This is a genomic window from Brevundimonas sp. D3-1P, assembly GCF_055809335.1.
The window spans coordinates 2,142,127-2,156,480 of the sequence record NZ_CM147908.1 but is presented as its reverse complement, the minus strand read 5'-3'; the positions used below and the strand labels follow the sequence as shown (position 1 = coordinate 2,156,480).

At 67.4% G+C, this 14,354-nt stretch carries 14 protein-coding genes; 10 read left to right on the top strand and 4 right to left on the bottom strand.

Going from position 1 to position 14,354, the window contains the following annotated elements; all coding sequences use genetic code 11:
• Positions 1-45: 45 nt before the first annotated feature.
• Together sucC and sucD are read left to right on the top strand one after the other, a co-directional pair.
• Entirely contained in the window at positions 46-1,236 is a 1,191-nt protein-coding gene (sucC, locus tag AC0L6G_RS10955) for an ADP-forming succinate--CoA ligase subunit beta (RefSeq protein WP_293825615.1), read from the top strand.
• Between the two features lie 61 nt (positions 1,237-1,297).
• A complete protein-coding gene (gene sucD / locus AC0L6G_RS10950; protein ID WP_293825617.1) occupies positions 1,298-2,200 on the top strand; it encodes a succinate--CoA ligase subunit alpha in 903 nt (300 codons plus the stop codon).
• 49 nt (positions 2,201-2,249) lie between these two features.
• On the opposite strand, the gene AC0L6G_RS10945 is transcribed toward sucD, so the two are convergent.
• Complete coding sequence (locus tag AC0L6G_RS10945; RefSeq protein ID WP_293825619.1) at positions 2,250-2,633, bottom strand: DUF6766 family protein; 384 nt, start codon at positions 2,631-2,633, stop codon at positions 2,250-2,252.
• A gap of 233 nt (positions 2,634-2,866) precedes the next feature.
• Between AC0L6G_RS10945 and AC0L6G_RS10940 the strand changes: the two genes are divergently transcribed.
• The 4 genes from AC0L6G_RS10940 to AC0L6G_RS10925 all read left to right on the top strand — a co-directional run bounded on the left by AC0L6G_RS10940 (position 2,867) and on the right by AC0L6G_RS10925 (position 8,642).
• Complete coding sequence (locus AC0L6G_RS10940) at positions 2,867-5,890, top strand: 2-oxoglutarate dehydrogenase E1 component (RefSeq protein WP_293825620.1); 3,024 nt, start codon at positions 2,867-2,869, stop codon at positions 5,888-5,890.
• A gap of 43 nt (positions 5,891-5,933) precedes the next feature.
• Positions 5,934-7,466, top strand: a complete 1,533-nt coding sequence (odhB, locus tag AC0L6G_RS10935) for a 2-oxoglutarate dehydrogenase complex dihydrolipoyllysine-residue succinyltransferase (RefSeq protein WP_473252195.1) — start codon at positions 5,934-5,936, stop codon at positions 7,464-7,466.
• A 59-nt stretch (positions 7,467-7,525) separates the two neighbouring features.
• Positions 7,526-8,149 carry a glutathione S-transferase family protein gene (locus AC0L6G_RS10930; RefSeq protein ID WP_473252194.1) on the top strand — a complete coding sequence of 208 codons (624 nt, stop codon included), beginning with the start codon at positions 7,526-7,528 and terminating at the stop codon, positions 8,147-8,149.
• Positions 8,150-8,303: 154 nt separating this feature from the next.
• Positions 8,304-8,642 (top strand): hypothetical protein, encoded by a 339-nt coding sequence (locus AC0L6G_RS10925; RefSeq protein ID WP_291539511.1) that lies wholly within the window; start codon positions 8,304-8,306, stop codon positions 8,640-8,642.
• Positions 8,643-8,646: 4 nt separating this feature from the next.
• Here AC0L6G_RS10925 and prfA read toward each other — a convergent pair whose 3' ends face one another.
• Positions 8,647-9,714, bottom strand: coding sequence for a peptide chain release factor 1 (prfA, locus tag AC0L6G_RS10920; RefSeq protein ID WP_293828377.1), 1,068 nt, complete (start codon positions 9,712-9,714; stop codon positions 8,647-8,649).
• A 222-nt stretch (positions 9,715-9,936) separates the two neighbouring features.
• Between prfA and AC0L6G_RS10915 the strand changes: the two genes are divergently transcribed.
• The 4 genes from AC0L6G_RS10915 (at position 9,937) to AC0L6G_RS10900 (ending at position 12,451) form a co-directional block, all read left to right on the top strand.
• Positions 9,937-10,581, top strand: coding sequence for a response regulator (locus tag AC0L6G_RS10915; protein WP_293828375.1), 645 nt, complete (start codon positions 9,937-9,939; stop codon positions 10,579-10,581).
• A gap of 61 nt (positions 10,582-10,642) precedes the next feature.
• Positions 10,643-11,083, top strand: a complete 441-nt coding sequence (locus tag AC0L6G_RS10910) for an RrF2 family transcriptional regulator (RefSeq protein ID WP_291539520.1) — start codon at positions 10,643-10,645, stop codon at positions 11,081-11,083.
• A gap of 31 nt (positions 11,084-11,114) precedes the next feature.
• Positions 11,115-11,891 (top strand): sulfite exporter TauE/SafE family protein, encoded by a 777-nt coding sequence (locus tag AC0L6G_RS10905; protein WP_293828373.1) that lies wholly within the window; start codon positions 11,115-11,117, stop codon positions 11,889-11,891.
• A 74-nt stretch (positions 11,892-11,965) separates the two neighbouring features.
• Positions 11,966-12,451 carry a hypothetical protein gene (locus AC0L6G_RS10900; protein WP_293828371.1) on the top strand — a complete coding sequence of 162 codons (486 nt, stop codon included), beginning with the start codon at positions 11,966-11,968 and terminating at the stop codon, positions 12,449-12,451.
• A 42-nt stretch (positions 12,452-12,493) separates the two neighbouring features.
• Here AC0L6G_RS10900 and AC0L6G_RS10895 read toward each other — a convergent pair whose 3' ends face one another.
• A complete protein-coding gene (locus AC0L6G_RS10895) occupies positions 12,494-13,078 on the bottom strand; it encodes a YajG family lipoprotein (RefSeq protein ID WP_293828369.1) in 585 nt (194 codons plus the stop codon).
• Positions 13,079-13,178: 100 nt separating this feature from the next.
• A complete protein-coding gene (gene ispG, locus AC0L6G_RS10890) occupies positions 13,179-14,315 on the bottom strand; it encodes a flavodoxin-dependent (E)-4-hydroxy-3-methylbut-2-enyl-diphosphate synthase (protein WP_473252193.1) in 1,137 nt (378 codons plus the stop codon).
• Between the last annotated feature and the right edge of the window lie 39 nt (positions 14,316-14,354).

Sequence of the window (14,354 nt, the reverse complement as noted above, 5' to 3'; positions counted from 1 at the left end):
CTATAAGCCCCGCAACTCTCCCCAGCGAAGATTGCGGCGGTTTCCATGAACATTCACGAATATCAGGCCAAGCAGGTTCTCAAAGGCTTCGGCGCGCCCGTCGCCGAAGGCGTCGCGGTGACGTCGGTCGATCAGGTCGAGGCGGCCGCCAAATCCCTGCCCGGCCCGCTCTATGTCGTGAAATCGCAAATCCACGCCGGCGGACGCGGCAAGGGCAAGTTCAAGGAACTGCCGGCCGACGCCAAGGGCGGCGTGCGCCTGGCCTTCTCGGTCGAAGAGGCCGTCGCCCACGCCAAGGAAATGTTGGGCGCCACCTTGGTCACGGCCCAGACGGGCGAGGCCGGCAAACAGGTCAACCGCCTCTATATCGAGGACGGCGCCGACATCGACCGCGAACTGTACTGCTCGCTGCTGGTCGATCGCGAAGTCGGCCGCGTCGCCTTCGTCATCTCGACCGAGGGCGGCATGGACATCGAGGCCGTCGCCCACGACACCCCCGAAAAGATCATCACCGTCGCCATCGACCCGGAAACGGGCGTGACCGACGCCGACGTGGCCAAGATCGTTTCGACCTACGGCCTGACCGGCCCGGCCGCCGAGGACGCCAAGTCGCTGTTCCCGGCCCTCTATGCCGCCTTCGTCGACAAGGACATGGCGCTGCTGGAGGTGAACCCGCTGATCGTGATGAAGGACGGCCATCTGCGCGTCCTGGACGCCAAGGTCAGCTTCGACGGCAACGCCCTGTTCCGCCACGAAGACATGAAGGCCTTGCGCGACGAAACGGAAGAAGACGCCAAGGAGATCGAGGCCTCCAAATGGGACCTGGCCTATGTCGCCCTGGACGGCAACATCGGCTGCATGGTCAACGGCGCGGGCCTGGCCATGGCGACGATGGACATCATCAAGCTGTACGGCAAGGAGCCGGCCAACTTCTGCGACGTCGGCGGCGGCGCCGGCAAGGACAAGGTCGCTGCGGCCTTCAAGATCATCACCGCCGACCCCAAGGTCGAGGGCATCCTGGTCAACATCTTCGGCGGCATCATGAAGTGCGACGTCATCGCCGAGGGCGTGGTCGCGGCCGTCAAGGAAGTGGGTCTGAAGGTGCCGCTGGTCGTGCGCCTGGAAGGCACCAACGCCGAACTGGGCAAGAAAATCCTCAACGAGTCGGGCCTGGCCATCACGGCGGCGGACGACCTCGACGACGCCGCCCAGAAGATCGTCGCGGCGGTCGGCTGAGGCGCCTCGCCCTCACCGCCACCGCCCTGCTGACCGACACATTCCAGAGATCGATAGACCCATGTCCATCCTCGTCAACAAAGACACCAAGATCATCGTCCAGGGCCTGACCGGCAAGACCGGCGGCTTCCACACCGAACAGGCCCTGGCCTATCACCACACCAAGATGGTCGCCGGCGTGCACCCGACCAAGGGCGGGACCAACTGGACCGGCTCGCACGGCGAAACCCTGCCGATCTACGCCTCGGTCGCCGAAGCCAGGGACGCCACCGGCGCCGACGCCTCGGTCATCTACGTCCCGCCGTCGGGGGCGGCCGCGGCCATCATCGAGGCCATCGACGCCGAGATCCCCTTCATCACCTGCATCACCGAGGGCATCCCGGTGCTGGACATGGTCAAGGTCAAGCGCCGTCTGGAAGGCTCCAAGTCGCGCCTGCTGGGCCCGAACTGCCCGGGCATCCTGACGCCGGACGAATGCAAGATCGGCATCATGCCGGGCAACATCTTCAAGAAGGGCTCGGTCGGCATCGTGTCGCGTTCGGGCACCCTGACCTACGAAGCCGTGTTCCAGACCACCAACGAAGGCCTGGGCCAGACGACGGCCGTCGGCATCGGCGGCGACCCAGTCAAGGGCACCGAGTTCATCGACGTGCTGGAACTGTTCCTGGCCGACCCGGAAACCACCTCGATCATCATGATCGGCGAGATCGGCGGCGGCGCCGAGGAAGACGCCGCCCAGTTCCTGATCGACGAGGCCAAGAAGGGCCGCAAGAAGCCGATGGCCGGCTTCATCGCCGGTCGCACCGCGCCCAAGGGCCGCACCATGGGCCACGCCGGCGCCGTCGTCTCGGGCGGCAAGGGCGACGCGGAATCCAAGATCGCGGCGATGGAAGCCGCCGGCATCCGCATGTCGGAATCGCCGGCCCGCCTGGGCAAGACCCTGGTCGAAGTGCTGAAGGGCTAAGGCAGGATCGTCTAGACGGAACCGCCACGCGGTCCGTCGCAAGCGTCGATCATGTGCGGATGGAGGCATGGCCGGTTCGCCGGTCATGCCTTTCGTCGATCTGGCGGATCAGTTCCTCGCCCCGTTCACGCCCCACCAGCTGAAGCAGCGCGTCCAGCTTGGCCTCGGCGCGGTCGTCGCCTTCCTTGGACGAGGGAGAGCCGACATAGAGCAGATAGGCCAGGCCGGCGACCTGCCAGAGCAGTTGAAGAAATTCCGACTGCCAGTTCTCGAACGTGTCCCGGCCCATCTCGATGACATAGCCCATCGTCTCGGGCGCCTGGGCGTGCTGGCGGGCCTCGTCCACATAGGCGAACCAGCCGAAGACCCAGTGAAGAACGAGCGAGAACAGGAAGAAACCCAGGGTGACCCAGGCGTAGCCGTACTTGCGCATCACACGTTCCCTTTTCACCCTAGAGACCACAGAAGCTAACGGCAGGATTTCCTGTGGCGTTCCGTCGCAGCGCCGACGCCGCCGAGGGGGCGGACGCAATTTTTGGTCGCGTTCGACCATTTTCTCTTCGAATTGCCCTGTTTCGGTCATGACCCATAAGGAAAGCGCGCCTATATGACGGGCGCACCCCTCACGGAGATGTGTCCAAGGGCGGCCAAAGGATTGCGAGAACGATGGCGGACGATGCGGGTCGGCTGAATCAGGTCTTTGCCGAGACCTCCTTCCTCTACGGGTCCAACGCGGCCTATATCGAGGAGCTTCACGAGAAATGGGCCAACGATCCCGGCTCGGTCTCGGCGGAGTGGAAGGCCTTCTTCGACCAGCTTCGCGACAACGCCGCCAGCGTGAAGGCCTCGGCCGAGGCCGGCGCCTGGGGCCGTGATGTCGCCGCCGAGCCCAGCGAGGCGACCGCCGTCTTCGACGGCCGTTGGCCGGCTCCGAAGCCCGATCCCAAGAAGCCGGGCGCGTCTGCGGCCCCCGCCAAGGCCGCCGCGCCCGCCGAGGTTTCGGCCCCCGCCTCTGGGGACGAGATTCGCGCCGCCGCCCACGATTCCATCCGCGCCCTGATGCTGATCCGCAGCTATCGGGTGCGCGGCCACCTGCAGGCCAAGCTGGACCCGCTGGGCATCGAACAGCCGGTCGAGAACCCCGAGTTGACGCCGGAATTCTACGGCTTCACCGGCGCCGACCTGGACCGTCCGATCTTCCTGGACGGCGTGCTGGGCCTGCAGACCGGCACGATCCGCGAAGTCCTGGACATCCTGAAGCGCACCTATTGCGGCACGGTCGGCATCCAGTTCATGCATATCGCCGAGCCGGAGGAGAAATCCTGGCTGCAGCAGCGGTTCGAGGGCGCCGACAAGTTCGAGCAGAACGCCTTCTCCAAGGAAGGCAAGCTGGCTATCCTGTCCAAGCTGGTCGAGGCCGAGGGTTTCGAACGCTTCCTGCACAAACGCTTCCCCGGCACCAAGCGGTTCGGCCTGGACGGCGGCGAGGCCATGGTCCCGGCGCTGGAGCAGGTCATCAAGCGCGGCGGTTCGCTGGGCGTGGACGAGGTCGTGCTGGGCATGGCCCACCGCGGCCGCCTGAACGTGCTCGCCGCCGTGATGGGCAAGCCCTACAAGGTCATCTTCCACGAGTTCCAGGGCGGCTCGGCCGTGCCGAGCGACATCGAGGGCTCGGGCGACGTCAAATACCACATGGGCGCCTCGTCGAACCGCGAGTTCGACGGCAACCACGTCCACCTGTCGCTGACCGCCAACCCGTCCCACCTGGAAATCGTCAACCCGGTCGTTCTGGGCAAGGCGCGCGCCAAACAGGCGTTCGACATCCGCGAGGCCAACGAGGGCGTGCCCGAGGGCCAGTGGGCGCTGGACCGCTCCAAGGTCGTGCCGCTGCTGATCCACGGCGACGCCGCCTTCGCCGGTCAGGGCGTGGTCGCGGAATGCTTCGCCCTGATGGGGCTGAAGGGCTACCGCACCGGCGGCACCCTGCACTTCGTCATCAACAATCAGATCGGCTTCACCACCAGCCCGCGCAACTCGCGCTCGTCGCCCTATCCGTCGGATGTGGCGCTGATGGTCCAGGCGCCGATCTTCCACGTCAACGGCGACGACCCCGAAGCGGTCGTCTTCGCCGCCAAGGTCGCCACCGAATACCGGCAGAAGTTCCACAAGGACGTTGTGGTGGACATGTTCTGCTACCGCCGCTTCGGTCACAACGAAGGCGACGACCCCACCTTCACCCAGCCGCTGATGTATTCGAAGATCCGCGCCCAGCCCTCGACGCGCGAGCTGTATGCGCGGCGTCTGGTGGCCGAAGGCGTGATCACCCAAGCCGAGGTCGACGCCGAGGTCGAGCGGTTCGAGAAATTCCTCGACGAGCAGTTCGAGGCCGGCAAGACCTGGTCCGCCGAAAAGGCCGACTGGCTGGACGGTCAATGGCAGGGCTTCCAGGCGCCCAAGGACGAGCTGCGCGGCGACACCGCCGTTCCGCTGGCAAAGCTGACCGACCTGGGCCACCGCCTGACCACCATTCCCAACAGCGTCGACATGCACAAGACGTTGAAGCGGGTGATCGAGGCCCGCCGCGAGGCGGTCGTCTCGGGCCAGGGCCTGGACTGGGCCACGGCCGAGAGCCTGGCCTTCGCCTCCCTGCTCGACGAGGGCTTCCCGATCCGTCTGTCGGGCCAGGATTCGGTGCGCGGCACCTTCTCGCAGCGCCACTCGGGCATCATCGACCAGACCACCGAAGAGCGCTACGTCCCGCTGAACAACCTGCGCGAAGGCCAGGCCAATTTCGAGGTCATCGACTCGGCCCTGTCGGAAGAGGCGGTGCTGGGCTTCGAATACGGCTATTCGCTGGCCGACCCCAATACGCTGGTCATGTGGGAGGCCCAGTTCGGCGACTTCGTGAATGGCGCCCAGGTGGTGATCGACCAGTTCATCTCTTCGGGCGAACGCAAGTGGCTGCGGATGAGCGGCCTGACCATGCTGCTGCCGCACGGCTACGAGGGGCAGGGGCCGGAACACTCCTCGGCCCGCCTGGAGCGGTTCCTGCAACAGTGCGCCGAAGACAATATGCAGGTCGCCAACTGCACCACCCCGGCCAACTATTTCCACATCCTGCGCCGCCAGATGCACCGGCCGTTCCGCAAGCCGCTGATCCTGATGACGCCGAAGTCGCTGCTGCGTCACAAGAAGGCGGTCTCGTCCATGGCGGACCTGGCGGAGGGCTCGGCCTTCCACCGCGTCCTGCACGACGACGCCCAGACGCGGCCCGAGATCGCCGGCGTCACGATCAAGGCCGACAAGGACATCCGCCGCGTCATCCTGTGCTCGGGCAAGGTCTATTACGACCTGCTCGACGCGCGCGAGAAGAAGGCCAAGGACGGTCAGGCCGTGGACGACGTCTACATCCTGCGCCTGGAGCAGTTCTATCCGTGGCCGATCCAGTCGCTGCGCAAGGAGCTGGCCCGCTTCCCCAACGCCGAACTGGTGTGGTGCCAGGAAGAGCCGAAGAACATGGGCGGCTGGACCTTCGTCGATCCGTGGCTGGAGCTGACGCTGGACAAGCTGGACGTCAAGGCCAAGCGCGCCCGCTACGTCGGACGGCCCGGCTCCGCCTCCACCGCGGCCGGTCTGATGAGCCGCCACCTGAAGGAACTGGAAGCCTTCACCACCGAAGCCTTCGCCTGATACACCTGTAGAAGACCCGATCTAGAGACGAGCTGGACCTGACATGGCCGACATCCTGACCCCCGCCCTCGGTGAATCCGTCACCGAAGCCACCATCGCCAAATGGACCAAGAAGGTCGGCGACGCGGTCAAGAAGGACGAACTGCTGGTCGAGCTGGAAACCGACAAGGTCTCGCTTGAGGTCGTGGCCCCGGCCGACGGCGTCCTGGGCGCCATCAACGCCGCCGAGGGCGACACGGTCGTTCCGGGCACGGTCCTGGGTTCCGTGACCGAGGGCGGCGGCGCCGCCGCCGCTCCGGCCGCCGACCCCGCCAAGGCCGCCAAGGGCGAGGCCAAGCCGGCCCCGGCCGCCTCGGCCAAGCCCGCGGAAGCCGCCGCCATCGACATCACCGTGCCGGTCATGGGCGAAAGCGTCGCCGAGGGGTCGATGGGCAAGTGGCTCAAGAAAAACGGCGATGCGGTCAAGAAGGACGAGCTGCTGGTCGAGATCGAGACCGACAAGGTCGCCGTCGAAGTCTCGTCGCCCGCCGACGGCGTCCTGACCATCGCCGCCGACGAAGGCGCGACCGTCACGCCGGGTCAGAAGATCGGTTCGGTTTCGGGCTCGGGCGCCGCCTCCGCCGCCCCGGCCGCCCCGGCGGCGTCTCAGGCCGCCGCCGCGCCCGCCAACACCGGCTCGGCCCAGGTCGGCCGGAACGACGCCCTGTCGCCCGCCGTCCAGCGGGTGGTCGCCGAAAACAACCTGGACCCCAAGGCCATCAACGCGACAGGGCCCAAGGGCAACATCACCAAGGGCGACGCCCTCGCCGCCATCGGCCAGGCTCCTGCCGCCGCCCCGGCCGCCCCGGCCGCCCCGGCCGCGCCTCGCGCCGACCAGCCTAGGGAGGAGCGGGTCAAGATGACGCGCCTGCGTCAGACCATCGCCCGTCGCCTGAAGGAATCCCAGAACACGGCCGCCCAGCTGACCACCTTCAACGAGGTGGACATGACCAACGTCATGGCCCTGCGCGCCCAGTACAAGGAGGTGTTCGAAAAGCGCCACGGCGTGAAGCTGGGCTTCATGTCCTTCTTCACCAAGGCGGTGGTCGCGGCCCTGCACGAAATCCCGGCCGTCAACGCCGAGATCGACGGCACGGACATCATCTACAAGAACCACTACGACATCGGCGTGGCCGTCGGCACCGACAAGGGTCTGGTGGTTCCGGTCCTGCGCGACGCCGACACCCTGTCGCTCGCCGGCATCGAAAAGGGCATCGGCGCCCTGGGCAAGGCCGCCCGAGACGGCGCCCTGACCATGGATCAGATGCAAGGCGGCACCTTCACCATCACCAACGGCGGCACCTATGGCTCGCTGATGTCGACGCCGATCCTCAACGCCCCGCAGTCGGGTATCCTGGGGATGCACAACATCGTCCAGCGCCCGATGGCCATCAACGGCGAGGTCAAGATCCGGCCGATGATGTATCTGGCCCTCAGCTACGACCACCGGATCGTGGACGGCAAGGAGGCCGTGACCTTCCTGGTCCGGGTCAAGGAACTGCTGGAAGACCCGCAGCGGGCGCTTCTGGACCTGTAAGTCACGAAGGGGCGGCCGGTTCGGTCGCCCCTTTTCGTTTCGACCGAAAGGCCTCGCCGATGCTGACCCTCTACACCTCGCCCGGCTCGTGCAGTCGCGCCAGCCATATCGCGCTGGAAGAGGCGGCGCTGGATTATCGGCCGCGCTTCGTCGATTTCGCCAAGGCCGACCAGACCAGGCCCGATTTCCTGGCCGTCAATCCCAAGGGGCGGGTGCCCGCGCTCGTCTCCGACCGCGGCGTCCTGACCGAGGGCCCGGCCATCCTGGCCTATGTCGCGGCCCTGGCGCCGGAGGCCGCCTTGGCGCCCGCCGATCCGTTCGACTTCGCCCGGATGCAGGCCTTCAACCTCTATCTGGCTTCGACCATCCACGTCGCCCACGCCCACGGTCGCCGCGCCGCCCGCTGGAGCGACGATCCCGCCGCTCAGGCCAGCATGGCCGCCAAGGTGGCCCAGAACATGGGCGCCGGTTTCGAACTGATCGAGGCGGGCCTGACGGGCGACTGGGTCATGGGCGACGCCTATTCGGTCGCCGACCCCTATCTGTTCGTCTTCTCGGGCTGGCTGGACGGCGACGGGGTCGACATCGCCCGCTTCCCCCGGGTCGCCGCCCACTTCCAGCGAATGTGGCAGCGTCCTGCCGTCCAGCGCGTCCTGGCCTGGGAAGCCGAGCGGGCGCGCTGAAATACCAACGGTTGTGTCTTTGCGGCGTCGGTCCGCCAGCATCGTCGCGGCCGTTTGATTTAACGCATTTCAGGCCGCCCGATTTCATGGCCTTATTCTCGCCATGGAGTGGGCGGCGCGCGCGATCGGGGTGTTTTACGTCTTGGGCGGACTGATGCTTCTGTATCAGGCGTGGCTCAACTGGCGGCTCCAGCAGGCCTTGTCGGGGCTGGTGTCGACATCGTTCGACGACCATCTGGCGGACGGGGTGATCGCCCTGGGCGGGCTGCTGGTCCTGGCCTCGGGGCTGGCCCTGGCCGCGCTCAGCGCCTGGGCCGTCGTCGCCTTCCTGGCGGGCTGGACGATCCAGGCGGCCTATCTGCTCTGGGCCAATCGCGCCTATCCGAACGACCCGGCTGCAGCCGGTCGGCGACGCGCGGTCCATGCTTTCGCGGCCTATACCGCCGCCACCGCCCTGGTCCTGACGATGCCGCTGATGGGCGTGCTGGGCTGACGGTTCAGCCGAACTCGGCTTCCAGGTCGGCCAGTCGCGCCGCCTGGTCCTCGGCGATCAGGGCGTCCAGCAGCGGGTCGATATCGCCTTCCAGGATTTGCGGCAGGCTGTGCAGGGTCAGGCCGATCCGGTGGTCCGTCACCCGCCCTTGCGGGAAGTTGTAGGTCCTGATCCGTTCCGAACGGTCGCCCGACCCGACCTGGGACTTGCGCGAATCCGCCCGGGCCAGATCCTTGGCCTGCCGCTGCATGTCATAGAGGCGCACCCGCAGGTTCTTCATCGCCTTTTCGCGGTTCACGTGTTGGGACTTCTCGGAGCTGGTGGCCACGATCCCGGTCGGCAGGTGGGTGATCCGCACGGCCGAATCGGTCTTGTTCACGTGCTGGCCGCCCGAGCCGGAGGCGCGGAAGGTGTCGATGCGGATGTCCTTGTCCTGGATCTCGATCTCGACGTCCTCGACCTCGGGCAGGACGGCGACAGTGGCGGCCGAGGTGTGGATGCGCCCGCCCGCCTCGGTGGTCGGCACCCGCTGGACCCGGTGCACGCCGCTTTCGAACTTCAGCCGGCCGAACACCCCCTCGCCGGTGACGGTGGCGATGATCTCCTTATAGCCTCCGGCGTCGCCCTCGGTCGCCGAATCCAGCTCGATCCGCCAGCCGCGCGCGGCGGCGTAGCGCGAATACATCCGAAACAGGTCGCCGGCGAACAGGGCGGCCTCGTCGCCGCCCGTGCCGGCCCGCACCTCCAGCACGGCCGAGGCGTTCTCGTCGGCGTCGCGCGGCGCCAGCAGAAGGGCGACCTCGCGCTCCAGTTCGGGCAGCCGCTCGGTCAGGGCGGCCAGTTCGTCCTCGGCCATCGCCGCAATTTCGGGATCGGCCGTCATGGCCTTCAGATCGTCCATCTCGGCGCGGGCGCGCGCCAGACCCTGGACGGCGTCGGCCACCGGCTTCAGCTCGGCGTGTTCCTTGGACAGGCGGACGATCTCGGCCCCGTCGGCGGCCGAACCCATTCGCGCCTCCACCTCGTGGAAACGGTCGAGCACCTGGTCGAGACGGGCCTGGGGCAGTCGCAAGTTCTAGTCCCTCTGGTGGAGGGGCTGGTCTCTACTCCCTGCGGGCGGCGCCTGTCGATGCCGCACGCGCCGGAAGGCGCGGCGGCGCAGGCGTTTCACCTGCCAATGGGCGATCAAGGCCGGCGCCGCCTTTGTGATCCCCGATAACGATGGCGTCAGTCATGGTTACGAACGGCGGCCCGACCGTTTAGCTGGCTGTCTGACCAGCGTGAGGAGCATGCCTTGTTCGATCGACCCGCCGTTTCGGAAACCGCACCTCAGGGCCGGGCCGCGTCCGCGGACCTGGTCTCGGACAGCGTCGAACGTCTGTGCCGCCTCTATGACAGCCGCCTTGCCGAGACCGGCGGCGCCCTGTCGCCGGAAGACGCCAGGGAGTTGAACGCCATGGCCGCCATCTACGATCTGGACACCGATCGGCCCGCCGCAGAGGTGTGGAAGGACTTGCGCGCGGTCGTCACGCGCCAGCAGCCGGCGGTCGACCCGCACGCCGCGCCGCACGCCGACGCGCGCCCCCTGACCCTGCTGGTGGTCGAGGACGATGCGGACGCCGCCGCCTCCCTGACCGAACTGTTGTCCGAGGCCGGTCACAGCGTCGTCGGCCCCTTCCACAACGCGGCCGCCGCCGAGGCCGCCGCGGCGTTGCATTCCATCGACGCCGCCCTGCTGGACATCAATCTGTCGGGCGAAATGACCGGGGTGGAGCTGGCCCGGATGCTGACGGCGCGCTGGGACGTGCCGGTCGTCTTCGTCTCCGGCGACGTGGCCGCCGCCGCCCGGCACGCCGACATGGCCGAGGCCCTGGTGCTGAAGCCCTACAACGGCGCCCAGATCCTGGAGGCCGTGGCCCGGATCGGCCAGGCGGCCTGACGGATGGATCGGCCGGGCGATGGCGTCTTGCGCCCGGGGCGGCGGCGCGCGATCACAGGCCATGCTGTCCAATCGGTCCCGCTACGCCCTGCGCGCCATGGTCCATCTGGCCGGGCTGCCCGGCGGCGGCCCCGCGACCATCGCCGAGATCGCCGAGGCTGCCGCGGCCCCGCGCAAGTTCCTGGAGGCCATTCTGCTGGACTTGCGGCGTCAGCGGCTTCTGATGTCCAGGCGCGGTCGATCGGGCGGCTATGCGCTGGCGATCCCGGCCGACGCCATCAGCTTCGCCGATGTGATCCGCGCCCTGGAAGGGCCCCTGGCCTTGACGCCTTGCGCCTCGCGCACCGCCTACGGCCCGTGCGAGACCTGCCCGGACGTCGAAACCTGCCCGCTTCAGCCGGTCCTGCGCGACGGACGCGACGCCCTGGCCTCGGTGTTCGAGGCGCGAACGCTTCTGCAAGCCGCCGCCAAAACTTCTCCTATTGACCCGCTAGGGAAATAAACCGCACCGTCCGCGCGTCTCAGGGGCCGCAATGCAAGATTTCCTTCTCTTCCTCGCCGTCGGATTCCTGGCGCAGATCGTCGATGGCGCGCTGGGCATGGCCTATGGGGTGATCTCCTCCACCGTCCTGCTGTCGTTCGGCGTGCCGCCCGCGACCGCCTCGGCCAGCGTTCACGCCGCCGAGGTCTTCACCACCGCCGCCTCCGCCGGTTCGCATACCGTCAACAAGAACGTGAACTGGAAGCTGTTCACGCCGCTGGCCCTGGGCGGCGTGATCGGCGGCGGGCTGGGGGCCTTCGTGCTGACCAGCATCGACGGCGACGTGCTGAGACCGTGGATCACCGCGTATCTGGCCGTCATGGGCCTGGTCATCGTCTGGCGCGCCACCCGCCAGACGCGCGAGCGGATATTCCCGCCCAGGTTCGCCGGGCCGCTGGGCCTGATCGGGGGCTTCTTCGACGCCATCGGCGGCGGCGGCTGGGGGCCGAGCGTCACCACCACCCTGGTCGGCACGGGCCAGGACCCGCGCGCCTCGATCGGCACCACCAACACGGCCGAGTTCTTCGTCACCTCGGCGATTTCCGCCACCTTCCTGGCCGCGCTGCTGACCGGCCACTGGGAACAGGCCGAGGGCATCTCCACCCATGCCATGGCGGTGCTGGGCCTGATCGTCGGCGGCCTGATCGCCGCCCCCCTGGCCGGAATCGTCGCCCGCATCGCGCCCCGCCGCGCCCTGACCTACGGGGTTGGAGTCGTGGTCCTGATCTCCGCCGGCTACCAGGCCCTGCGCCTGTTCAAGGTGATCTGACGCTCACGCTCGGTTGCAAGCGGCGCATTTCAGGATATGTTCGCCTTGCGCAATTTTCGCGCATGGGGCTTATCATGAAGATTCAATATGTTGGCGCGGCTTTCGCTGCGCTCTGCGTCAGCGGTTGCGTGTCGTCCGGCAGCGGAGACACCATCCTCGCCATACCGCGTGAACAGGCTGCGGCGATGTCGGTGGGACAAATCGTCCTCACCGGCCGCCCTGAAAACGTGTCGGCGGATTTCGAACAGGTCTTCGCCACTCAGGTCCGTCAGGAAACCGATCGTTGCGCCACGGGCGCGACGCCTCTGCGGCTGGAGGTTCGAGTGACGGAGTTCAAGAAGGCCAACCCGGCCATGACGTTCCTGGTCGGCGATTCCAACGTGATCAAGGGCCAAGCCGTTCTGATCGACCCCGCGACGGGACGAAAGGTGGCCGACTTCGATATCACGCGCTCGGTCGGCGGCGGCGGGCTGATCGCGGCCGCCGGCATGAGCCAGGCCGAAGAACAGATGACCGAGGCCTTCGGCAAAGAAATCTGCAAGCGGGCGTTCGGCGTCTGATCGTCGGCGGGGGCGCGCCGGGCGCGCCCCCGCCTTTCCATCTCAGCGGGCCAGGGCCGCGACGAAGGCCGGATCGGCCATCAGTTCCTTGAGGGCGAGGCTCAAGGCCTGCGACAGGGTCGTGGCGGCGTTTCCGCCGTTGGCCAGTTGCACGGTCCGCTCGGCCTGCCCGGCGATCGCCCGGCGATAGACTTCCGCGCCAGACGCATTGGTCACGGTGACGGTCAGGCCGACGTCGGCCTTGGACTTGCCCGCCAGCATCCCGACGGAAAAGTCGTTGTAGAAGGTCGTAACCTCGGCATTCACTCGCGCGCCTGTGTCGCCTACCTGATAGCCGCGCTGACGCAATTCGGCGGCGATGGCGTCGCGCACGATATCCGTCACTTCGACCTGAGACCGGATCGCGGCCATCTCCATGCCGTAGCCGTTGATCTGGACGCCGATGCGCGCGCGGTTTTCAGTGCGGGCATCGCTGGACGCCACGGTGACGTGGATGTTTTGAGCGCCAGGCGTGGCGGCGGCCGTGCTGACGGCATAGGGCACCGGAACGATGTCTTCCGACGTGGCGCAGGCGCCAACGCCCATCAGACTGGCCAAGGCCAAGCCGGCGAAGATGTTCGCTTTCATTGATTTTCCCCCAAGGAAACTAAGAGAATCGGCCAACGCCGATCGCCCGTTTCTAGCGCGGGGAATGTGAAGGGTGCTACCCGGCGCTGCGGATCGCGGCCTATTCCGCCGCCTGAAGCTCCGCCGCTCGCGCGGCGTCCAGTTCGGCGGCCTTTTCCTCGACCAGGGCGACGATGTGGTCGATCATGCCGTCGTTGGCCTGTTTGTGGGCGATCTTGCCGTTCAGATAGATCATGCCCGCGCCCTTGCCGCCGCCGGTGAAGCCGATGTCGGTATAGAGGGCCTCGCCGGGTCCGTTCACGACGCAGCCGATCACCGACAGGCTCATCGGGGTCGAGATATGGGCCAGATTTTCCTCCAGCACCGCCACCGTCTCGATGACGTTGAAGCCCTGGCGGGCGCAGGACGGGCAGGCGATGATGTTGACGCCACGGTGGCGCAGGCCCAGCGATTTCAGGATGTCGAACCCGACCTTGATCTCCTCGACCGGATCGGCGGCCAGGCTGACGCGGATGGTGTCGCCGATCCCGGCCCACAGCATCGACCCCAGGCCGATGGCCGACTTGATGGTGCCGGTGCGCAAGGGGCCCGCCTCCGTCACGCCCAGGTGCAGGGGGCAGTCGATGGCCTCGGCCAGCTGTTGATAGGCCGCGACGGTCAGGAAAGGGTCTGACGCCTTCACCGAGATTTTGAACTCGTGAAAGTCGTTGTCCTGGAGGATGCGGGCGTGGTTCAGCGCGCTCTCGACCATGGCGTCGGGGCAGGGCTCGCCGTATTTCTCCAGCAGCTCCTTTTCCAAAGAGCCGGCGTTGACGCCGATCCGCATCGAGCAGCCGTTGTCGCGCGCGGCCTGGATCACCTCGCGCACCCGGTCGGGGCTGCCGATATTGCCCGGATTGATGCGCAGGCAGGCGGCGCCGGCCTCGGCGGCCTCGACGCCGCGCTTGTAGTGGAAATGGATGTCGGCGACCAAGGGGACCCTGGCCTCGCGCGCGATGGTGCGAAACGCCGCCGTCGATTCCACGTCGGGGCAGGAGACGCGCACGATGTCGGCCCCGGCCTCCTCCAACTGGCGGATCTGGTTCAGCGTCGCCGCCGCGTCGGACGTCGGCGTATTGGTCATCGACTGGACGCTGATCGGGGCGTCGCCGCCGACCAGGACCGAGCCGACGCGGATCTGGCGGCTCTTGCGGCGCTCGATATGGCGCCAGGGTCGGACGTGGGTGTGGTCGCTCATGACTGGATCATATAGGCCGATGATGACGGCGGGACCACG

Bases quoted from the DNA above. Each gene is read 5' to 3' on its own strand.
- AC0L6G_RS10940 (WP_293825620.1), top strand. From the start codon at position 2,867: ATGGCGGACGATGCGGGTCGGCTGAATCAGGTCTTTGCCGAGACCTCC.
- AC0L6G_RS10925 (WP_291539511.1), top strand. From the start codon at position 8,304: ATGCTTCTGTATCAGGCGTGGCTCAACTGGCGGCTCCAGCAGGCCTTG.
- AC0L6G_RS10945 (WP_293825619.1), bottom strand. From the start codon at position 2,633: ATGCGCAAGTACGGCTACGCCTGGGTCACCCTGGGTTTCTTCCTGTTC.
- AC0L6G_RS10930 (WP_473252194.1), top strand. From the start codon at position 7,526: ATGCTGACCCTCTACACCTCGCCCGGCTCGTGCAGTCGCGCCAGCCAT.
- odhB (WP_473252195.1), top strand. From the start codon at position 5,934: ATGGCCGACATCCTGACCCCCGCCCTCGGTGAATCCGTCACCGAAGCC.
- ispG (WP_473252193.1), bottom strand. From the start codon at position 14,315: ATGAGCGACCACACCCACGTCCGACCCTGGCGCCATATCGAGCGCCGC.
- sucC (WP_293825615.1), top strand. From the start codon at position 46: ATGAACATTCACGAATATCAGGCCAAGCAGGTTCTCAAAGGCTTCGGC.
- AC0L6G_RS10900 (WP_293828371.1), top strand. From the start codon at position 11,966: ATGAAGATTCAATATGTTGGCGCGGCTTTCGCTGCGCTCTGCGTCAGC.
- sucD (WP_293825617.1), top strand. From the start codon at position 1,298: ATGTCCATCCTCGTCAACAAAGACACCAAGATCATCGTCCAGGGCCTG.
- AC0L6G_RS10910 (WP_291539520.1), top strand. From the start codon at position 10,643: ATGCTGTCCAATCGGTCCCGCTACGCCCTGCGCGCCATGGTCCATCTG.
- AC0L6G_RS10905 (WP_293828373.1), top strand. From the start codon at position 11,115: ATGCAAGATTTCCTTCTCTTCCTCGCCGTCGGATTCCTGGCGCAGATC.
- AC0L6G_RS10895 (WP_293828369.1), bottom strand. From the start codon at position 13,078: ATGAAAGCGAACATCTTCGCCGGCTTGGCCTTGGCCAGTCTGATGGGC.